The following is a 20,408-nucleotide window of genomic DNA, read 5'->3' as shown; positions in this document are numbered from 1 at the left end:
GGATGAAACGCATTGCGATTACTGAGCGCCCGGACTGGCGCGAGAAAGCAACAGAATATGGCTTTAATTTTCACACCATGCATGGCGAACCATACTGGTGTGAAGATGCTTATTACCAGTTTTCTCTTGCTCAAATTGAAGAAATCGAGAATACCACTGCCGAGCTGCATCAGATGTGTTTGCAGGTGGTAGAGAAAGTCGTCGATAGTGAAGAGCTGTTGACCCAATTCCAGATCCCAAAACATTGCTGGGACTTTGTCCGCAGTTCCTGGATTACCAGCCAGCCGTCACTCTATTCTCGTTTGGACTTGGCTTACGATGGTAAAAACCCGGCAAAATTGTTGGAAAATAATGCCGATACGCCAACTTCACTGTATGAATCTGCTTTTTTCCAATGGATCTGGTTGGAAGATCAGATGAATGCCGGTTTGTTGCCAACGCATGCCGATCAATTCAACAGCATGCAAGAGCAGTTGATTGAACGTTTTGCTCAATTGCGTGATGAATATGGTTTTGGCTTATTGCACATGACCTGCTGTCAGGATACCCAAGAAGATCGCGGTACCATTCAATATTTACAGGATTGTGCGCTGGAAGCCGGTGTTCCAACTGAATTCTTGTTTATCGAAGAGATCGGTTTGGGTGAGAAAGGCCAGTTTACTGATTTACAAGACCAGGTGATCAGCAATCTGTTCAAACTCTACCCTTGGGAGATGATGTTCCGTGAGATTTTCGCTACCAAACTGGAAGATGCCGGCGTTCGCTGGTTAGAACCTGCCTGGAAGAGCATTATCTCCAACAAAGCATTACTGCCAATGTTGTGGAAGATGTTTCCGAATCATCCAAACCTGTTACCCGCTTATTTTGCTGATGATAACCATCCAGCAATGGACAGCTATGTTATTAAGCCGCTGTTTTCACGGGAAGGGGCGAATATCCGCATCATTGAGAATGGTAAGGAAATTGCTAGTGCTGATGGTCCTTACGGTAAAGAAGGCATGATCGTTCAGCAATTCCATACACTGCCAAAATTCGGTGACAGTTATACACTGATTGGTAGCTGGCTGGTCAATGATCAGCCTTGTGGTATTGGTTTGCGTGAAGATCGTGAACTCATAACTCAAGATTTATCCCGCTTCTATCCGCACATTATTTCGGATTAATATCCAGACAAGGGAGGAGTGAGGAAGATCGTAAAAACGCCCAAAATTCCTCCCTTAAAAATCCGATGAAAAAACGTTGTCCCCTTATAAGCTTATAAAAAAAGGATAAATAATATGGCGAACACAATATATTTAACCATCACAGGTAAAAAGCAAGGGCTTATATCCAGTGGTTGTTCTACCTATGATTCCATCGGTAATAAATATCAAACGGGTCATGAAAATGAAATTTATGTTTATTCATTTGACCATGATATCAGCCGAGAACAAAATGTTAATCATTCACCTATTTCAATCACTAAGCCAATAGACAAATCATCGCCTCTATTAGGCATAGCAATATCAGAAAACGAATCAATAAATTGCAGATTAGATTTCTATAGGACATCAAATAATGGTTCTCAAGAGAAATATTATTCAATTGAAATCATGTATGCATCGATAACCAATATATCCACCCATTATCCCAATTCACTTACCCATAATGATGCACAGCCCTATGAGATTATATCCATTGCCTATGGAAGTATAACTTGGAAACACCATACCGCAGGTACATCAGGATATAGCATATGGGATGAAAGGGTTAGTTAAAATTAATATTTTGGGGAGAAATCCCCAAATAATTCAGATCATTTTATTTCTTTTGAAAAGATCAATTCTAAACATTCCTTTTTATTAAAAATCACTTTATCCAAGATAAAATATACATCATCTCTTGAGCTATCTTTATATAACAACGAATTGTTTCTTGATATAAAAAAACCATTTTTATTTATATAATGAATCAGCTCATTATAACTGGAGCTTATATCTTTTAAATCACAGAAATAAATGGTGCTTCTTTGTGGTGATGTTTCATCATTCGGCGAGTATTCGAAAACATAATTTTCTGATACACGGGGAGAATTCCTTATCTCAATATATGTTAATAAATTATATTTAAAAAAATCTTTCTCACTATAAAATACATTAGGCATTGATAAAAACCACCACCCCCAAAAAATAAGAACGAATAAAAAAAATACGAAAAAAAATAATATTCTCACAACTTAACCTCATAAGAAGCTATTGGCTTTACATGACTTATAACAATATCTTTCTCATAAGAAGAAAAAGGTTTAATTGTATTTAAATAATATGGCAAATTCTTCTTATACGGAAAAGCATTGTTAGGGTATTTCTCTGGATCAGGAAAAATCCAAGGTCTTAATTCTTTATTCTTATACTTACCTACAGGACCGTAATAATCCCATATTTTATATGCATACTCTTTAGATTTTGGTTTTATTAAAGACATATAATCCCTTGGTTGCACTGATTTATAATAACCTAATAAGTTTGAAATTAAATCTTCACAACTAAACCCACTGTCCGTAATATTTGAAAAAACAAAATTTGACTGTAACTCTTCGAACTCCAACGACACACAATACATCATTGAAAATGCAATGGATTTTTTCACTTCAATAGGCAATCCTTTTTTTACCATCCATTGAGCATGAATTGATGATTTAAAAATATATTTACTCATGCCTTGAGCATAATTAACCAGAAAGTACCCTTTCATAAAAGGAGAACTACTTTTCTCAGTAATCAACTGTTCCCATAACATTTTAGAATCATGACCACTAGCATGACCAAGATCTATCCATCCCAAATCCTCCGTATAAATTAATTTGTCATCCTTTATATCTTTTCTAACAGTCATTAGTTGATCCACCTATATAATGTTTAGCAATATTAAAATTATAGCTACAATTGCTCATCTTTTTTGACGCTAAAAATCAATATATCCACTTTACAGCTTTTATCGATCTCATTCTATTAATCTGCTCACGAAACCGATTCTTTTATATAACACAGAGATAATTGAGCCAATGAAATTTTTGGTGGCATCATTACATTTTCACGTAATAGGCAAGCAAAACCCTGTCATATCTGTCACCTAATCATACTTTAAAAAGCAAAGAATCCAGCCGTTATTAATACCATTCTGAATGGTGAAGGAGAAAATAAAGATGAAGTTTTTAGGTTGAATCAAGATTGCAGCCCTTTCCGCAGACAAGGTGGCGATGATCTCGCCACCGGTAGTCCTAACAAAAGGGTAAAAAACTTCAACCAATACGGCACAAAAATTGACTATTTAACCAACTTGCACAGACAGCATACTCAATGACCCGGACACAATGCCATCTACAGGAATAGAAACCACTTCTTTTCTATCCCACGTTCCCATGACATACAGCAATGGCAAAAAGTGTTCAGGAGATGGATTGGATAACTGACCATCTTCCCTATCCAATGCATGAACCAAAGGGTAAGGCTGCTCATTGCTGATAAGGTTATCACGCACATAACGGTTAAATGTTTCTGCCCAAGGGTACGGTTCAGCATTAGGTTCCTGCCGTTTCGTGGCACGAAGATTGTGTACCACATTACCACTTCCCAGGATCAACACACCTTCATCTCGCAAAGCAGCCAGCTTTTTCCCCAACTCATAGTGATACGTCGCGGGTTTAGCGTCGTCTATACTCAGCTGAACCACAGGGATATTGGCCTGAGGATACATCTTAATCAGAATACCCCAAGTCCCGTGATCTAATCCCCATTGATGGTGATCGGCATAAACCTCCACAGGCTCCAGTATTTCCTGCACTAAAGCAGCCAGTTCAGGTAACCCCTTAGCCGGATACTGAGTTTCATGCAATTCCTGTGGAAAACCACGAAAATCGTGGATAGTCTTCGGTTGAGTCATGGCCGTTACAGCGGTGCCATTGGTGTACCAATGAGCAGAAATCACCAAAATCGCTCTGGGGACAGGCAGCCTTTCGCCAAGCTCACGCCAAGCGTTGGTATAACGATTTTCTTCCAGTACGTTCATTGGACTGCCATGACCAACAAACAGGGCTGGCATTCTGGAAATATTCATACAACCTCCCATACCAAATATAGGTAATTTTAATACTTGCAGAGAGATTACGCCTTTCAGACAGGCAAAACAGTGTGCCAAAGGTGATGGAGTTATTCAAAAAAACTGAAAACCACAGCTTGTGCGAACTGTGGTTTGGATAAATGTATGTGTGTTATAACCGATATTTCAGCCGATGATCAGATGATTACATTTCAACTGGCTTTCTGATCTACTGCCTGACGATAAGCCACCAAATCTTCAATGGTTACTACCGGCATATTATGCAATTTCGCAAATTGCACCACCTCAGGAGTACGGGCCATTGAACCATCATCATTGGTCAATTCACACAATACACCTGCTGGCTTGAAACCGGCCAAACTAACCAAATCAATTGTCGCTTCAGTATGCCCCTGACGGACCAGAACACCACCTGGCTGCGCGCGCAGTGGGAAAACATGCCCCGGACGGTTCAAATCACTTGGCTTCGCATGATCCGCAATCGCTGCACGAATAGTTGTGATACGGTCAGCCGCAGAAACGCCAGTTGTCACACCCTGAGCAGCCTCAATGGTTACAGTAAAAGCCGTCTGGAACGGGCTGGAATTATTTTCCACCATCATGGGCAATTGCAATTGCTGGCGGCGATCCTCTGTCAGGCACAAGCAGACAATACCACTGCCATGACGGATAGTCAGTGCCATCTGCTCTACGGTCATCGTTTCGGCCGCAAAGATAATATCACCTTCATTTTCACGATCTTCATTATCCAGCACCATCACACCGCCGCCATCACGTAAAGCGTCAATAGCGCGTTCAACACGTTCTGATGATGTGCCGTATTCAAAAAGTAGCGTCTGATTCATGGTAAAAAACCTCGTTAAAATTTATGGATTACCAGAATCAGGGCAGTCTTGAGGAGTTCTCACTATGACACCACATCGTAACATTAATATTATTAATATAATGTTCGCATGCCATAGCCGGAACAACAGGCGGGCAAAAAGCCCGACAGATGCCGTTATTCTCTCCCATCCGGACTATAACCGTCGGCTCCAGAATGACACTGGATCTGCTGACCTCCGCTTTATCATAAAGATAACCACAAACGGAGCGCTCGCGGGCTTCACCCAGCCACCCGAAAGATGACCTGATGTTTACCGCCGGTGGGGACTTTCACCCCGCCCTGAGATAAGCCAGCAAACTATAACGCTAATATTTACCGGGGGCAATCAACAAAATCAGATGTGAAACCTGGCTCACAATGGTTTGTGGTTTTACTATCTGGTATTACACTATCAGAGATTATTTATGTCATAAAAAGGATGCATCATGCTCGATCCCAAAAAAATTGAACAAATTGCCCGCCAAATCCAGGATTCCTTGCCAAAGGGAGTGAAAGAGTTTGGTGACGATATAGAGAAAAAATTACGGATGATTTTGCAATCCCAACTTGGCAAACTTGATTTAGTTAACCGCGAAGAATTTGATATTCAAACTCAGGTTCTGCTGCGTACCCGTGAAAAATTAACGGCGATGGAGCAGCGTTTAAATGAATTGGAGGCGAAGCTTGAAGATAAGAATACGCCATCTGCTGATAACACGGTAAAGGAAGAGTAATTGGTCAGTTAGTTGCTCAATTAATTCTGCACACCATTTTATCTCATTACTATTCAATTAAAGGTGATCGTTAAGACGGTCACCGAATTCAGTAATAGAAATATTTAAAGCATATATCTTGACGCTTTTATGATTTTATATTTCTTCCGTATCTGGTGAAAATGTACGGCGATTTTTATTCACTCCATATGATGGGTAGTGATTAATTAACTATTTTTGTGATGTGCATCACACTTTAACATATTCATATGATAAATATCATGATCTTGTAGTCATAAAATTCAGAGGGCGAAATTCTCTGTAATTCATTTCTACTCTACTCAGCTGGACGCTGTTTATTGTTCTCTCAAATGCCACGTATTCAGAGCCACAAAATTGAAACACTGGCTCGGTAATATGAAGAAGCGCTGCACGGCGCTATTTAAAAGAACAGAACGTGATTATTCGTTTAATGGCCTCTATCGTCATGACGCCGTTTCAGGATTAGGGTTCAATCATTATATAAGGTTTCAAATATGGATGGATTAGTCTTTACCTGCCCCCATCGAAGAAAACCTTGTACCGGGCCAGCAGTAACACGCTGGTAAAGTATATTATGGAGTTTAAGGAGAAATAAGTATGGCAATATCCAACAGCGGCAAGATGTGCCCGGCCGTCACCTCAATTAACTGTACGATGGAAATCGGGGTCTTTCCGGCCGATGAAGACCCCTGCTATTTGGCGGAAAAAGCTGAATATGCCCTGCGTCTGCCTGCGATGATTGTGACTAAACAGGGGGCGATCCGCTTTCTTAATCAAATCATTATGAGTGGGTTGATTAAGGTTGAAGAGCTTAAACATAATTTTTTATGGTCCTATAAAGCAGAAGTGGTGTTTGCTATCCGAGGGAAAAAGGACGTTCCTCTGCCTATGCTGGCGACCAGTCAAGTCTCTAAGCAGCGTTATGGTGATAATCTACCGCAATCCAGTAACCCGTTTGCCAGGCCTTCTGCTGACGATATGGAAAAATTTGGGGTTGTTGGTATTCGCCGCCCCGATATTATTCTAGTCAAAGAGGACGCTCTCCGCTGGCCGGGCAGAAATGCCACCTATTTCGATGGTTCTGTTCACCCTGATAATTTGAAGATGTTGATTGAGGTGAAATTTCCGGGGGATGATCTCTCTGACGAGCAAGAACAAGATTATATGCTAATTGCGACAGAAAAACGCTTTGGCGTGATGCGTGTCATGGATAATCGCACAGAGGAGCAAAAGCAGTACGATGAAGCGTGGCGAAAACATTACCAACCCGGTTCCCAACACTATAAAAATCCTATACCACTGCCACCCGGTTCGCCTCCTGATGATGAAGCTTTACCCGTACCTCCCGAAGAGGGCGTGCCGGGTACGATCCCGCAACCCCTGACAAAAAATCCACCACTTCTCAGCACTTCCCGTTGGTCTTTCTTACCCAGCTATGAAGACTGGGTTATCCTCGGACAGGAAGTGGCTGGTCTGGCCGAAAATGGGTTGAGTTATGTCCGCGACAGTACCCGGGAGCTCCTTGCCCAGTTTGGTACCTGGTTCAATCAAGCCGGCAAGTGGGTGTGTGAAGAAATTATTGACCCGATAAGCCATCAGGTCAGCTACGTTTTTTCCTGGGTTAATGAACAAACGGGAAAAATCGTGACCTGGACTGAGCGTGAGATAAAAGCCCGGTGGCAGACTGTGCAACAGGGTTCAGATATCACCCTGGAAGATCTAAAAAACATGAGCTGGATGCAAATATTAAAAGAGGTGGGTGAAGGAATGCTGGAAGTGGTTGTGATTATTGCCGAAGTTGCCGTTGTTATCCTCGTCACCCTTGCCGTCGCTGCCGCGCTGATTGAACTGGGAGAAATTTTAATCGCTGCTGCTGCGGTAAGCGCTGCGGCATTAGCCGCCATCCTGGCAATGTTGGCGAGTGTGACATTCGCCACCGCCTCATAATGAACGGAGAAAATGATGGATACTAATGATTACTTTGCCCAATTGAAATCCCAACTGACCTCTTTTCTTTTTATCAATGGCGATGGACTGACTGTGTCCCGTCTGGGTCTCTCGATAACCCTGTTTTTTAAACAGGGCTACACTCAAGAGAAAAAGCAATGCATTCTGGCCTGCTATCGCCGTTTTCGCGAAGAGTTTGGTACCCACCTGCGTTTTCATCGTCATTCACTGAAGGGATTAAAAAAATATTCCCCAGAAAATATTGCCAAAGTCGAAGAAGGTATTCTTAATCGGAAAAAAAACCAGCTTTCTAGTTGGGTAGTCAGTGACGCTAAAAATATTTATGAAGCCCCTCATTATCTGATGCGTTACCTGGATTCCCGAGAAATTGATGGTGATGACAGTAGCTCTTACCTAAGCCTGACACTTCCTTGGGATTATCTGAAAGAGCAAGACGGCATGACCAAATTTATGGCCTGGCTGGAGTTTCTGTGCGAACAACTCGAACCGGACAGTGGAGATTGTGGCTACAGCCTGGTCATCCCCAGAGATTACCATGACTATTTCCCCTTAGAGTACCAGCTAGCGCAACGTTACCCTTCCTTGCAAGTGAACTCGGCGGTTCATACTGCGGTATTACAGTATGAACATTCCATCCGCGGTATTAATTGGATCACCCTGCTGTCCAAACGTTTTGTAGGACAATTGGGTGGGGAACACTGGATACGTACAATGCTGGCCCGCTACACAGATGTGGTGATTAGCTCTTACCGCGATGGTCTGATAATCCGCGCAGGCAAATACCCAGACTTGACACCGCTACCGGGCAGCGTGCCGGAGAGTTATTTTGCCATTAACCAGCTGATACGCCCGATACGGGTGATCCCTCGTGAAGGCCATTCTCTGCACTTCTATGGCGAGGGTCATTTTGATGATATTTCCACGCTGGCCTGGTATGCCCGTTATGACCGTGGACCTCTGCATGTGACCCCGCTGAGAGGCGGCAATCCTGCGCTAGTCAGTGGATTCTGGCGAACCGACAGCATCCCTGACAAGCAGTATTTCTTTGCGCAGGGCGCGATGGCTTTTGATATTCAGGGCGCGGAAACGGGCACAACGATCTGGCACCTGATACGGGAAGGAAAAAATATGTGGGAATAACGGATTATCCATTACCTCATCATGAACGGAGAGAATATGGGAACTGTAGATTACTTTTCCCAGTTAAAATCCCAACTGACCTCTTTTCTTTTTATCAATGGCGATGAACTGACTGTTTCCCGCCTGGGTCTCTCAATTACCCTATTTTTTAAACAGGGCTACACCCGGGAGAAAAAATAATACATCTTGATTTTGTCTTCATAAATCAACCAATAAATAACCTGATGATATAAAAATGTCCCTTTCTGTTTTTCCGATAATCACCTCCTTTTTCAGGATTTAAATCCTGCCGCATTAACTGTTTTATTCCTTTTTTATTGTATTATTTTTAAGGTTTTCTTCATAAAATAACCAGCGAGAAAGCATTTAAATACCTATCTGTTCGGATAATATCCTTTTACGTGAAATTTTTTTCAACTCTCTTTTAATGGTTAATGATTTTCGATTAAATGCAATTAACTCCCTTTCTGAAAAATTTTACTGTCCCTGTTCACAAAACCATGCCGTTGGAGTATCGCTAATTCTTCACTCCAATCGGCATCCCCCTGCCAGTACCTTATTTCCCAGCAAGCTCTGTTTTATAAAGCATTATTCACTGTTTTTTAATCGCTTTAATGATATTGGTTGTTGAAATACCATCTTCAAAGTTCAGCACTTTGACTTCACCACCCGCCGCCCAAACTTCTTCACTACCGGCAATCTCTTCAGGCTTATAGTCTCCACCTTTCACCAATACATCCGGCAGAACATCTGCAATCAAACGGCGGGGCGTATCTTCTTCAAACGGAACAACCCAATCCACAGCCCCCAGCGCCGATAGCACTATCATTCGTTGTTCCAGTGGATTGACAGGACGAGTTTCACCTTTCAACCGCTTAGTTGATGCATCACTGTTAACGGCGACAATCAACCGATCACCCAATTTTCGGGCATTCTCCAGATAAGAGACATGACCGGCATGCAAAATGTCGAAACAACCATTGGTCATCACAATCTTTTCGCCACGCTGGCGAGCATGAGCCACTGCCTGTTTAAGCTGAAATTCGTTCATAACACCGAACCCCGTTTCAGCACGGCCACGAACAGCATTCTCCAATTCAACCGGCGAAATCGTTGAAGTCCCCAATTTGCCAACCACAACACCCGCGGCGGCATTCGCCAGGAAACAGGCTTCATTCAGTGGCTTTCCAGCCGCAATCGCCGTTGCCAGCACACCAATCACCGTATCGCCGGCACCAGTAACATCAAACACTTCCTGCGCCAGTGTTGGTAAATGCAGTGGTGGATGATCAACACTCAGCAAACTCATCCCCTGTTCAGAACGGGTGATCAGTAATGCCTGAAGATCCAAGTCGTTAATCAGTTTAGTGCCCTTTTCAACCAGTTCGTCGTTATCTTTGCAGTGGCCTACCACCGCTTCAAATTCAGACAGATTCGGCGTTAGCAACGTTGCTCCACGATAGCGCTCAAAATCACTCCCTTTCGGATCGATTAACACCGGCACGTTAGCATCGTTTGCCAGTTTGATCATCTTCTGAACCTGGCTTAATGCGCCTTTGGCGTAGTCAGATAAAATCAGCGCGCCGATGTGAGGTAACGCCTGTTCAATGCGCTCAAGTATTGGTTGCGCATCGACGTTATCAAAACCTTCTTCAAAATCCAGGCGGATTAATTGCTGGTTACGGGAAAGTATCCGCAGTTTGGTAATTGTCGGATGCGTCGGCACAACAACAAAATTACAGCGCACTTTAAAACTACTCAGTTTTTCATCCAACGCACGCGCCGCGTCATCAATCCCTGTTAAACCAACTAAATGTGAATTCGCCCCAAGGGCAGCAATATTCATAGCAACGTTGGCCGCCCCTCCCGGACGTTCTTCGATGGTATTGACTTTAACGACAGGCACCGGTGCTTCCGGTGAAATCCGGCTGGTTGGTCCATACCAATAGCGGTCTAACATTACATCACCGACAACTAAAACTTCTGCACGGTGAAAATCCGGGAGTGTCACTTTCATCCTTTGCTCCAAATATCAGATATCAACTGGGACCAAATATTATCATAAGCCAGTAAAATCCATGCACCAAACCGCTATAACCCGTTATTGTTCACCCAACCACTGCTGCCAGCTATGACCTACCCGCTCCTGCTGCTTTTTGAAACAATTGGCTGATACCCGGCTGGAAAACGCCTGTAACGCTAAATGATGCAATTCATCACGCATGGAGACATAAGCCTGAGTCAATGCAGCCGCTTCATCTTCATCCATAATTCCATAAGCCGCCATTAACTCAAAAATCCGCACATTATCCGACCAGCGCGTCAAGCGTTCATTTTCAGGGGCGTAACGCAGTACCAGATACTGAGCAATAAATTCGATATCCGTGATCCCGCCCGGATCAACTTTAATATCAAATTGATCTGAATGAACGCTGCCTAAATGTTTATGCATCTTCTCTCGCATTTCCCTGACTTGCTGACGTAATAAAGCGGGTTCTCGTCCCGTGCAGAGTGTCTGATGGCGTATCCGGTCAAAATCCTGATGCAAATTTTCATCACCAAATACCATTCGGGCGCGTACCAATGCCTGATGTTCCCAAGTCCACGCCTCATTCTGCTGATAATCAGCAAACGCTCCGATGGTACTGACCAACATTCCTGATTCGCCCGACGGTCGCAGGCGAACATCTACGTCATACAACACACCAAAGGAAGTTCGGGCACTGAACAGGTGCATAATGCGTTGGGCAAGACGCAAATAAAATTGCCGGGCATCAATCGACCGATCACCCTCAGTCATGACATCCATCGGGCAATCTAACAGGAAAACCAAATCAAGATCGGAGCCGTAACCCAGTTCCCATCCCCCCAGTTTGCCATAACCAATCACGGCAAATCCCAACCCTTGCCGCTGATTCAGATGTGATGGAATACCATAACGTTTTGCCATTTGTCCCCACGCCTGTTGAACCACCGCCTCAATAATTGCCTCTGCCAAATAAGTGAGATGATCACTCACTTTCATCACCGGCAACACCCCAGTGATATCCGCCGCCGCAATCCTCAGTAATTGCGCCTGTTTAAACTGGCGAAGAGCCTCTAATTGCTGCTCTTCATCATCTTCCGGTATTCGCAACAAATATTGCCGCAGCTCATCTTTATAGGCATTCAGAGGCAGGGGTTTATATAGAAATTGGGGATCAAGCAATTCATCCAGCAACAAAGGGTGACGAGCAAGCTGAGTGGCAATCATCGGTGAAGCGGCACACAGCCGGATAACGTGCGTCAGTACCGCTTCCGATTCCAACATCAGTTCCAGATAAGTTGTACGGCTGACAATGCTCAACAACAACGGAATAACCCGCGCCAGCACTGTATTGGTATCTTGTCGCAAACAGACTTTTGCCAACAAACGTGGCATCAGGTGATCAAGTACATCACGTCCACGAGGGCCAAGGGTTCTTTTTCCCACATCCTGACGGAATATAGCAATGACATGTAATATCTGCTGTGCAACCGATTCATCCAGATGTGGAGCCAGTATGATTAACTCTTCTTTTTCGAGATTTTCCAGCCATAAGCTCTTAAATGGCACATGACCCGCTTCTTCTTCATTATTATCACTGTCATCACCAATTAATTGCGTGAAAATAACCCGAACAGCACCCATCTTGCTATTCAATGCAATCATCAACTCATCCCAACGTTCAAATCCCATTCCCCACGTCAACCGTGAACGGTTCAGCTCATCTTCCGGCAACGTCTGAGTTTGCTGATCGTCAATTGACTGTAAAAGATTTTCCAGCCGCCGCAAAAAGAGGTAGCTGTCAACAAGTTGTTCTACTTGTGATGACGGTAAAAGTTCCAGTTTTTCTATTACTTGAAGCGTTGGCAACAGAGCCTGAGATTGCAGACACAATTCACGTCCACCACGAATAAGCTGGAATACTTGAGTGATAAATTCAATTTCACGGATACCTCCCGCACCCAATTTGATATTGTCTTTCAAACTACGGCGACGAACTTCACGTTCAATCATCCCTTTCATGTTTCTCAGGGACTGAATCACACTGAAATCAATATAACGGCGGAAGATAAACGGCCTTAACATCCGGCGTAATTCTTCACAATACGATTCGCTGCCAGCGCCCATAATTCGCGCTTTAACCATCGCATAACGCTCCCAATCACGACCCTGTTCCTGATAATAATCCTCCAATGCGGCAAAACTGAATACCAGTGGCCCACTGTCACCAAATGGGCGCAAACGCATATCAACCCGATAAACAAAGCCGTCCACCGTTTGTTGATCAAGCACTTTGATAAGACGCTGCCCCAGGCGGGTAAAAAACTGAGCGTTATCCATTTCACGGCGGCCACCGCGAGTAATACCGTTTTCAGGATAGGCAAAAATCAGATCAATATCGGAAGAGAAATTCAACTCGCCACCACCCAGTTTCCCCATTCCCAGAATTAACAAGGGTTGTGGTTCGCCCTGCTCATTACAAGGGGTTCCCCAATCTTGACAACAACGCGGATACAACCCGTCGCGAGCAGCAATAATCAGCGTTTCAGCCAACATACTGAGCTGTTGCAACGTCTCCTGAGTCGTACTGCTGTGCAGCACCTGTGACCAGGCGATTCTGACCAGAATTTTGTTACGGAACTGACGTAAAACCCGCATCAGGGTATTTTCATCCTCTGCTGATGAAAGTACCTGTTGCAGCCATTCGGCGTATTGATGCCACTCCCGCGCTTGCGGTGGATTCTGGCGGATTTCGGCTAACCATTCAGGGTGAATTTTAAGGTTTTCAGCAACAAAATCACTCAGTGATAACACCGCCTGCTCATGAGGAGCAAAAACGTCAACACACAAAGCCAGTGCCTGAAAATGCTTAGTCACACTCGGTAACTGAGCCAAAAGCGGGGTTGAAAGTGGCAACATAGAGAATTCCTGTTATTCAAGCAGAGAAATGAACTAACCACATAGTCAGTGCTAACTTACATTGCAAATAGCACGAGCTGTAACACAGCGTTTCAGCCACGGTTTCCGCTACTGATAATTCCTGGTTGATCGCCGCTAATTGCTCATCCAACGGTTCCGTCCAGCCTGCCAGTTCATTGCAACATTCAAGCGCTTGCTGAACTAACCTCAATACTTGCTGCACACCATCCCGACTTTCTGACAAACCTGCCAGCCAACGCTCTTCCTGCTCCTGCCAGTAAGTTAATATTGACGAAAGTACAGAAGATAATGGCTGCTGCATGTCAATTTCTACCGGAATTGAAGGTAAAACTGCCTTTGTTTTTCCTTGGGCTAACTGATAACCACGGGCAGCTTTGCTTTTATTTCCTTGACGCAAGCCGTCTGATTTTGCTAACTCAATAGCCAACGCTAATATATCCGCTACAGTTCCTTGTTTCAGCTCCAATTCAAATTCACAAATGGGTTCTTTGCGACCTGCCGCGATGATTTCTCCCCGATCGAGCACAACTTCAATCTCACTTTTCCCGTAAGTCACCACCCACTTCTCTCGCATAAAATCAGTGCTGAATAACGCATTTAAACGGGATTGCAACACTTCCACATCACAGTTTTCAGGCCAGATATGAGGTGGAAACAGCGTCAACGCCAGTTCCGGCTTTAACAATGGCACATTATATTCCGGTCGCTGATGCAGCCCGCCGATCACTTCACCAGCCGTTTTGATGGTCATCTCATATTGATCGTCAAAACCACGGATACGCAACCCCATATCAAGACCGCGCAGTTGGTTATCCTCTGTTTCAAAATAGATATTGGTCAGTTTCTGAGGAGCAACGTAGTGATGAGGAAATAACAATAATTGCTGACGAATTACAGGAATAGCCAGCGGTCTGGCAATAAGTTTTAATTCAATTTCTACACTCATTATCTGCACCATTGATGGCAATTTTTGGTCATCATCTTACCCCGATTTCTCTTTTTTCTACGACTGCGTGAAAAAATTAAAATTTTCTCTTTTCTGAAAGTTATGATAGTAATTGACAAAAAACGTTCTGTTAAACAAACAACCCGTAAATACTGTATTCGTGCCCATATAAGATAGTTCCTATTTTGGTTTACTGTTTGCTCTAGCAAACTTAACTCTTTACTATCAAATTCTAAACTCACCATAGATAAAGAATAGTTGAAATCACAATGCGAAAATTACCTTTACTTCTTACGGCGCTATTGAGCCTAAGCTTTTCGCTTACTACCCACGCGGAAGAAAAACGCTACGTATCTGATGAACTATCTACCTACACGCACGCTGGACCCGGTAGCAAATATCGCATTTCCGGCACACTGAATGCCGGGGATGAAGTCACATTGATAAGCATCAACCGGGACAGTAATTACGCTCAGGTGAAAGATGATAAAGGCCGTATTGTCTGGCTGCCCGTTAACCAGCTCAGTGATAAGCCGAGCTTACGTACCCGCCTCCCGGAAATGGAGCAAGAAGTCAAAATACTGACGAATAAGTTAGCCAATATAGACAATAGCTGGCATCAACGCACTGCCGACATGCAACAAAACGTTTCAAACAGCAGTGACATTATTGCAGGGCTGAAAAAAGAAAATGAGCATTTGAAAAATAAACTGATTGTGGCAGAGAAAAAACTTGATGCGGCGAATCTGCAACTTGATGACAAACAACGCAATATCATTCTGCAATGGTTTATGTACGGCGGTGGTGTTGCAGGTGCTGGTTTAATTTTAGGGCTGTTACTGCCACATATGGTTCCGCGTCGTAAGCGTAATGACCGTTGGATGAGTTGATAAGGAATATTCAGGTGAGAATCTATCTGGTCGGCGGTGCAGTACGCGACCGCCTACTCAATTTTCCTGTGAAAGAACGGGATTGGGTTGTTGTTGGCGGGACACCGGAAGCACTATTGTCTCAAGGATATCAAAAGGTTGGCAGAGATTTCCCGGTATTCCTGCATCCCAAAAACCATGAAGAGTATGCGCTGGCACGCACTGAGAGAAAATCCGGTCCGGGATATACGGGTTTTACCTGTTACGCCGCGCCGGATGTCACACTGGAAGATGATTTGCTGCGCCGTGATCTGACCATTAACGCAATTGCTCAAACATCCGAAGGCGAACTTGTCGATCCGTACCGTGGGGTTGATGACTTAAATAATCGTATTTTGCGCCATGTTTCCGATGCTTTCTCTGAAGATCCACTGAGAGTATTACGAGTAGCCCGTTTTGCCGCCCGTTTCGCCCATTTGGGATTTACCATCGCACCAGAAACATTAACGTTAATGTCAAAAATGGCAACTAACGGAGAGTTATCAGCGCTCATACCGGAGCGTGTCTGGAAAGAGACAGAAAAAGCCCTTTCCACCCATTCACCGCAAGTTTTTTTTCAGGTTTTACGTGATTGTGGTGCATTAGTGCTACTGTTTCCTGAAATTGATAATCTGTTTGGCGTTCCCGCACCGGAGAAGTGGCATCCTGAGATTGATACCGGTATTCACACATTGATGGTGCTGAAAGTTGCCGCTGATCTGACAGACGAAATAGATAGCCGTTTTGCTGCCCTATGCCATGATCTTGGCAAAGGACTGACACCGCCAGAACAGTGGCCTCATCATTATGGGCATGGTCCGGCAGGCGTTAAGTTAGTCGATCAATTATGCCAACGTCTGCGTGTGCCTAATTCTGCCCGTGATTTGGCAAAACTGGCCGCTCAATATCATGATTTAGTGCATACCGTCGATCAATTGCGACCAAAAACATTACTTAAATTGTTTGATGCTGTTGATGTGTGGCGTAAACCTCAGCGAATAGATCAGTTGATTATCATCAGTGAAGCCGATGCGCGGGGTCGTACCGGTTTTGAAGATACCCCCTATCCACAAGGTCATTATCTGCGACAGGCATTTAAGGTTGCCAGCCAGGTCCAGGTGAAAAGTATTGTAGACAGCGGCTTGCGTGGTGCAGATATTGGTGATGAGTTGCGACGCCAGCGTCAGCAAACGTTGACTGAATGGAAGCAACAACAAGATTAATACTGTGGTCTGAAAGATCAAATATTCTGTGCATCCCCTGATATCAAACGTTGGATGATATCTGAATTAAATCGATATCAGGGGAATCGTTCACTACATAAATACCCAGTAAACAGCGGCGGCGACAATAAAGCGGTAGATAGCAAATGGGATGAAAGACATACGCTTAATCAATGCCAGGAAGGTTTTAATTGCGATTAATGCGACAATAAATGCAGTAATAAAACCGACAGCAAACATTGGGATATCAGAAGCAGTCAAAAAATGCAGGCTCTTATATAAATCCAGCCCGCTCGCCCCCATCATCATCGGTACAGCCAGAATAAACGAGAACTCTGATGCGGTATAACGGTTCACCCCCATCAGCATTCCACCCGAAATTGTCGCGCCTGAACGGGAGAATCCCGGCCACAATGCCAGACACTGGAAGCAACCAATCATAAAAGCCTGACGATAAGTAATATCATCCAGCCCTTCTGCTCTCGGTGTTTTAGGTTTCAGAATTTCTGCGGTAATCAGTAACATGCCGCCAATAATCAAGGCGTACATAACGCTCTGTGGGTTAAACAGCGATTTAATCGTATCGTGGAACAGCAGTCCAAGCGTCACCGCAGGTAACATCGCCAAAAGAATGTGGCTCAGTTTCAGCTTGCCGTTGGTTTTACCTTCGTGAGGAACTTCACCAAAGTGAATACCAATTAATCCAAGCAAACGACGCCAAAATACCACTACCACGGCAAGAATCGATCCAAGCTGGATGATAACTTCAAATGTTTCAGCTTTATCGCCGGTAAACCCCAGCAAATGACCCACAATGATCATATGACCAGTTGAGGAAACAGGAAGAAACTCGGTCAGCCCTTCAACAACACCAAGAATAAATGCATGAAACAAGGTAGAAAGGTCAGTCATATAGAGAGATCGCACTCCATTAAACAAATCGCCAAAACAGGTAGCACAGATGAATCCAGCTACCATTTTTCCATTACCATTAATCAATTGACATAAAATTATCACACCTGCCAATGATGCATGCCAGCCTATGCAAGAATAATGACAATAATATGACAATTGAATTCACTGCTGATCGGATTATTTTTTTCTCTCAATAATAACACCGACCTGACGAGCCTGTGCCACCGCCCCCGGCTTACTGACTTTTATCCGTACCCACGGCGAATTAAAGCGGTTTAATAGCAGATCAGCCACCTCTTCTGCGACTCTTTCAACCAGAGCAAAATTCTGATTTCCTACGTGGTTGATAATCGCTTCGCTAACTTCGGCGTAATCCAGGCAATATTCGACACTATCACTGGAAGATGCGCGTTTATTATCCCATCCCATTTCGATATCGAACACTAACTTCTGTTTAATGGTCTGTTCCCAGTCGTAAACACCAATGGTGGTGATGACAGCTAATTCCTCAATAAATACGATATCCATCACGTCGCTTTCCTATTTTTCAACTTGTCGGATACCACTTCCGACTAAATATGCGTATTATCCATGACTAGGCTAAGAAAACGACCATTATTATTGGAGAGACATTATGAGTGCTATCGCGCTTGGCATGATTATCTTCGCGTATCTTTGCGGTTCAATTTCCAGCGCAATACTTATCTGTCGTCTGGCTGGATTGCCGGATCCCCGCCAGCATGGCTCAGGTAACCCAGGCGCGACAAATGTATTACGGATTGGTGGTCGCAGTACTGCGGCAGTGGTACTGATTTGTGATGTTCTGAAAGGTATGGTCCCAGTCTGGCTGGCTTATCAGCTTAATGTTCCCCCTTTCTATCTGGGAATTACGGCAATAGCTGCTTGTCTCGGCCATATTTATCCGATCTTTTTCCATTTTAAAGGCGGTAAGGGAGTAGCAACTGCTTTTGGTGCTATTGCCGCAATTGGCTGGGATCTGATGGGTTTGATGACAGGCACCTGGCTGTTGACAGTATTACTGAGTGGTTATTCTTCTCTAGGCGCAATTGTCAGCGCCTTGATAGCACCTTTCTATGTCTGGTGGTTTAAACCTGAATTTACTTTTCCAGTTGCCATGCTCTGCTGTCTGGTATTGCTCCGTCACCATGATAATATCCAGCGCCTGTGGCGCGGCCAGGAAAGTCGTATCTGGAACAAGCTCAAAAAGAAAAAAGAGATGACTGAAAAAGAAAAAATTCAGGCAGAGCAAGAAAAAGAAGATTAACAACATCGCCAAATGAAAAACCAGTTACTGATTTGAGTGACTGGTTTTATTATTTTCACTATATAAAGATTTATAATGCAGGTAATTCAGACAGGGGCCAGCGGGCTTTAACCGTCACGCCAAGAGAGTCACTGACTCCGCCTTTCAGGCGGATCATACCGGCAAGCGCAATCATAGCGCCGTTATCTGTACAGAATTCAGGACGTGCATAAAATACTTCGCCGTCCAATTTTGCCATGACCTCTTTCATTCTGGTACGTAACGTGAAGTTGGCGCTGACGCCGCCTGCCATTACCAACCGCTTGCACCCGGTCTGCTCAAGCGCCCTTTTACATTTAATCGCTAATGTATCAACAACCGCATCTTCAAAAGCGCGGGCAATATCCGCTCTGGTCTGCTCATCATCACTGTTACTGCGAATCGTATTAGATGCAAACGTTTTCAGTCCCGAGAAACTGAAATCCAGCCCAGGGCGATCTGTCATCGGACGAGGAAACACAAAACGCCCGGTTTCTCCTTTCTGAGCCATATTGGAGAGCAACGGACCTCCCGGATAATCCAGACCCAGTAATTTAGCTGTTTTATCAAATGCTTCACCAGCGGCGTCATCTATCGATTCACCAAGTAACTCATATTCACCAATACCGGTTACGCTAATAAGCTGAGTATGACCACCGGACACAAGCAAAGCCACAAACGGGAATTCAGGGCTATTATCTTCCAGCATCGGAGCCAATAAATGCCCTTCCATATGATGAACAGGTATCGCAGGAACATCCCAGGCAAATGCCAGAGAACGGCCAATAGTCGCCCCCACCAATAATGCGCCAACCAGACCAGGACCCGCAGTATAAGCCACTGCATCAATATCTTTACGGGTTAATCTCGCCTCTTTCAAAGCAGCCTGAATCAAGGGAACCGTTTTGCGGATATGGTCACGTGAAGCCAGTTCAGGCACAACACCGCCGTAATCAGCATGCAATTTAATCTGACTGTATAATTGATTTGCTAATAAACCAGCTTGATCGTCATAAATTGCGATTCCGGTTTCATCGCAAGACGTTTCTATACCTAAAACTCGCATTACACTACCTATATTCCACAGAAGAGAGTCAGTTTATCATTAATAAGATAATTTGCGCGGTTTACATGCTGACTATTTTTACTGTTTAGTCTATAATCAGCACCCTACGTAAAATCCCTGTGTGGTTATCATCAATATTTACGGAACTGACTGGCAAATTTCGCTGCAAGTCACCATAGTAATGTTGTTGTTTCAATTTGCTGCGGCGCTTTACAAAGCCATGTTCATTGAAGTAAAATTCCGCACCATTTTAAG

19 protein-coding genes and 1 riboswitch are annotated in these 20,408 nt (G+C 44.0%); of the genes, 9 read left to right on the top strand and 10 right to left on the bottom strand.

Going from position 1 to position 20,408, the window contains the following annotated elements; translation table 11 throughout:
• Positions 1-2: 2 nt before the first annotated feature.
• Complete coding sequence (locus ACUN2T_RS04700) at positions 3-1,163, top strand: glutathionylspermidine synthase family protein (protein ID WP_445496463.1); 1,161 nt, start codon at positions 3-5, stop codon at positions 1,161-1,163.
• A gap of 114 nt (positions 1,164-1,277) precedes the next feature.
• Positions 1,278-1,757 (top strand): Hcp family type VI secretion system effector, encoded by a 480-nt coding sequence (locus ACUN2T_RS04695; protein ID WP_445496462.1) that lies wholly within the window; start codon positions 1,278-1,280, stop codon positions 1,755-1,757.
• Between the two features lie 38 nt (positions 1,758-1,795).
• Here ACUN2T_RS04695 and ACUN2T_RS04690 read toward each other — a convergent pair whose 3' ends face one another.
• The 4 genes from ACUN2T_RS04690 to ribB all read right to left on the bottom strand — a co-directional run bounded on the left by ACUN2T_RS04690 (position 1,796) and on the right by ribB (position 4,943).
• Positions 1,796-2,143 carry a hypothetical protein gene (locus ACUN2T_RS04690; protein WP_445496461.1) on the bottom strand — a complete coding sequence of 116 codons (348 nt, stop codon included), beginning with the start codon at positions 2,141-2,143 and terminating at the stop codon, positions 1,796-1,798.
• A 65-nt stretch (positions 2,144-2,208) separates the two neighbouring features.
• The gene (locus tag ACUN2T_RS04685) at positions 2,209-2,874 is read right to left on the bottom strand and encodes a hypothetical protein (protein ID WP_445496460.1); all 666 of its coding nucleotides are present in this window, start codon (positions 2,872-2,874) and stop codon (positions 2,209-2,211) included.
• A gap of 435 nt (positions 2,875-3,309) precedes the next feature.
• A complete protein-coding gene (gene ygiD / locus ACUN2T_RS04680; protein ID WP_445496459.1) occupies positions 3,310-4,095 on the bottom strand; it encodes a 4,5-DOPA-extradiol-dioxygenase in 786 nt (261 codons plus the stop codon).
• A gap of 194 nt (positions 4,096-4,289) precedes the next feature.
• Positions 4,290-4,943 carry a 3,4-dihydroxy-2-butanone-4-phosphate synthase gene (gene ribB / locus ACUN2T_RS04675; protein WP_445496458.1) on the bottom strand — a complete coding sequence of 218 codons (654 nt, stop codon included), beginning with the start codon at positions 4,941-4,943 and terminating at the stop codon, positions 4,290-4,292.
• A 153-nt stretch (positions 4,944-5,096) separates the two neighbouring features.
• Positions 5,097-5,274: riboswitch (FMN riboswitch) on the bottom strand.
• A gap of 135 nt (positions 5,275-5,409) precedes the next feature.
• On the opposite strand from ribB, the gene ubiK reads away from it, so the two are divergent.
• The 4 genes from ubiK (at position 5,410) to ACUN2T_RS04655 (ending at position 9,006) form a co-directional block, all read left to right on the top strand.
• Positions 5,410-5,697, top strand: a complete 288-nt coding sequence (ubiK, locus tag ACUN2T_RS04670) for a ubiquinone biosynthesis accessory factor UbiK (protein WP_350305373.1) — start codon at positions 5,410-5,412, stop codon at positions 5,695-5,697.
• Positions 5,698-6,315: 618 nt separating this feature from the next.
• Positions 6,316-7,665, top strand: a complete 1,350-nt coding sequence (locus ACUN2T_RS04665; RefSeq protein WP_445496457.1) for a VRR-NUC domain-containing protein — start codon at positions 6,316-6,318, stop codon at positions 7,663-7,665.
• 15 nt (positions 7,666-7,680) lie between these two features.
• On the top strand, positions 7,681-8,826 hold the full coding sequence (locus ACUN2T_RS04660; RefSeq protein ID WP_445497803.1) for a DUF3396 domain-containing protein: 1,146 nt from the start codon (positions 7,681-7,683) through the stop codon (positions 8,824-8,826).
• Positions 8,827-8,862: 36 nt separating this feature from the next.
• A complete protein-coding gene (locus ACUN2T_RS04655) occupies positions 8,863-9,006 on the top strand; it encodes a hypothetical protein (protein WP_445498002.1) in 144 nt (47 codons plus the stop codon).
• Between the two features lie 412 nt (positions 9,007-9,418).
• Here the strand turns inward: ACUN2T_RS04655 and hldE are convergent, their stop codons facing one another.
• The 3 genes from hldE to ACUN2T_RS04640 form a co-directional block, all read right to left on the bottom strand.
• A complete protein-coding gene (hldE, locus tag ACUN2T_RS04650) occupies positions 9,419-10,843 on the bottom strand; it encodes a bifunctional D-glycero-beta-D-manno-heptose-7-phosphate kinase/D-glycero-beta-D-manno-heptose 1-phosphate adenylyltransferase HldE (RefSeq protein ID WP_445496456.1) in 1,425 nt (474 codons plus the stop codon).
• 84 nt (positions 10,844-10,927) lie between these two features.
• Entirely contained in the window at positions 10,928-13,771 is a 2,844-nt protein-coding gene (gene glnE, locus ACUN2T_RS04645; protein ID WP_445496455.1) for a bifunctional [glutamate--ammonia ligase]-adenylyl-L-tyrosine phosphorylase/[glutamate--ammonia-ligase] adenylyltransferase, read from the bottom strand.
• A gap of 16 nt (positions 13,772-13,787) precedes the next feature.
• A complete protein-coding gene (locus tag ACUN2T_RS04640) occupies positions 13,788-14,738 on the bottom strand; it encodes a CYTH domain-containing protein (protein ID WP_445496454.1) in 951 nt (316 codons plus the stop codon).
• A 269-nt stretch (positions 14,739-15,007) separates the two neighbouring features.
• On the opposite strand from ACUN2T_RS04640, the gene ACUN2T_RS04635 reads away from it, so the two are divergent.
• Positions 15,008-15,628 (top strand): TIGR04211 family SH3 domain-containing protein, encoded by a 621-nt coding sequence (locus ACUN2T_RS04635; RefSeq protein WP_445496453.1) that lies wholly within the window; start codon positions 15,008-15,010, stop codon positions 15,626-15,628.
• A gap of 14 nt (positions 15,629-15,642) precedes the next feature.
• Positions 15,643-16,869: a multifunctional CCA addition/repair protein gene (locus ACUN2T_RS04630; RefSeq protein ID WP_445496451.1), complete on the top strand. Its 1,227-nt coding sequence runs from the start codon at positions 15,643-15,645 to the stop codon at positions 16,867-16,869.
• A 93-nt stretch (positions 16,870-16,962) separates the two neighbouring features.
• On the opposite strand, the gene bacA is transcribed toward ACUN2T_RS04630, so the two are convergent.
• Positions 16,963-17,781, bottom strand: coding sequence for an undecaprenyl-diphosphate phosphatase (gene bacA, locus ACUN2T_RS04625; RefSeq protein ID WP_445496450.1), 819 nt, complete (start codon positions 17,779-17,781; stop codon positions 16,963-16,965).
• A 180-nt stretch (positions 17,782-17,961) separates the two neighbouring features.
• On the bottom strand, positions 17,962-18,312 hold the full coding sequence (folB, locus tag ACUN2T_RS04620) for a bifunctional dihydroneopterin aldolase/7,8-dihydroneopterin epimerase (RefSeq protein WP_445497802.1): 351 nt from the start codon (positions 18,310-18,312) through the stop codon (positions 17,962-17,964).
• Between the two features lie 106 nt (positions 18,313-18,418).
• On the opposite strand from folB, the gene plsY reads away from it, so the two are divergent.
• Positions 18,419-19,069: a glycerol-3-phosphate 1-O-acyltransferase PlsY gene (gene plsY / locus ACUN2T_RS04615; protein ID WP_445496449.1), complete on the top strand. Its 651-nt coding sequence runs from the start codon at positions 18,419-18,421 to the stop codon at positions 19,067-19,069.
• Positions 19,070-19,139: 70 nt separating this feature from the next.
• Here the strand turns inward: plsY and tsaD are convergent, their stop codons facing one another.
• Entirely contained in the window at positions 19,140-20,153 is a 1,014-nt protein-coding gene (tsaD, locus tag ACUN2T_RS04610) for a tRNA (adenosine(37)-N6)-threonylcarbamoyltransferase complex transferase subunit TsaD (protein WP_445496448.1), read from the bottom strand.
• Positions 20,154-20,408 lie beyond the last annotated feature (255 nt).

It is taken from the genome of Photorhabdus machadonis (assembly GCF_052657765.1).
The sequence above is the reverse complement of the archived record's forward strand: the minus strand, read 5'-3'. Positions and strand labels throughout refer to the sequence as shown.

Coding starts and splice junctions, on each gene's coding strand:
- hldE (WP_445496456.1), bottom strand. CDS start 10,843: ATGAAAGTGACACTCCCGGATTTTCACCGTGCAGAAGTTTTAGTTGTC.
- ACUN2T_RS04635 (WP_445496453.1), top strand. CDS start 15,008: ATGCGAAAATTACCTTTACTTCTTACGGCGCTATTGAGCCTAAGCTTT.
- folB (WP_445497802.1), bottom strand. CDS start 18,312: ATGGATATCGTATTTATTGAGGAATTAGCTGTCATCACCACCATTGGT.
- ACUN2T_RS04640 (WP_445496454.1), bottom strand. CDS start 14,738: ATGAGTGTAGAAATTGAATTAAAACTTATTGCCAGACCGCTGGCTATT.
- glnE (WP_445496455.1), bottom strand. CDS start 13,771: ATGTTGCCACTTTCAACCCCGCTTTTGGCTCAGTTACCGAGTGTGACT.
- ygiD (WP_445496459.1), bottom strand. CDS start 4,095: ATGAATATTTCCAGAATGCCAGCCCTGTTTGTTGGTCATGGCAGTCCA.
- ACUN2T_RS04690 (WP_445496461.1), bottom strand. CDS start 2,143: ATGCCTAATGTATTTTATAGTGAGAAAGATTTTTTTAAATATAATTTA.
- ACUN2T_RS04665 (WP_445496457.1), top strand. CDS start 6,316: ATGGCAATATCCAACAGCGGCAAGATGTGCCCGGCCGTCACCTCAATT.
- ACUN2T_RS04685 (WP_445496460.1), bottom strand. CDS start 2,874: ATGACTGTTAGAAAAGATATAAAGGATGACAAATTAATTTATACGGAG.
- bacA (WP_445496450.1), bottom strand. CDS start 17,781: ATGACTGACCTTTCTACCTTGTTTCATGCATTTATTCTTGGTGTTGTT.
- ACUN2T_RS04695 (WP_445496462.1), top strand. CDS start 1,278: ATGGCGAACACAATATATTTAACCATCACAGGTAAAAAGCAAGGGCTT.
- tsaD (WP_445496448.1), bottom strand. CDS start 20,153: ATGCGAGTTTTAGGTATAGAAACGTCTTGCGATGAAACCGGAATCGCA.
- ubiK (WP_350305373.1), top strand. CDS start 5,410: ATGCTCGATCCCAAAAAAATTGAACAAATTGCCCGCCAAATCCAGGAT.
- ACUN2T_RS04655 (WP_445498002.1), top strand. CDS start 8,863: ATGGGAACTGTAGATTACTTTTCCCAGTTAAAATCCCAACTGACCTCT.
- ACUN2T_RS04700 (WP_445496463.1), top strand. CDS start 3: ATGAAACGCATTGCGATTACTGAGCGCCCGGACTGGCGCGAGAAAGCA.
- ribB (WP_445496458.1), bottom strand. CDS start 4,943: ATGAATCAGACGCTACTTTTTGAATACGGCACATCATCAGAACGTGTT.
- plsY (WP_445496449.1), top strand. CDS start 18,419: ATGAGTGCTATCGCGCTTGGCATGATTATCTTCGCGTATCTTTGCGGT.
- ACUN2T_RS04660 (WP_445497803.1), top strand. CDS start 7,681: ATGGATACTAATGATTACTTTGCCCAATTGAAATCCCAACTGACCTCT.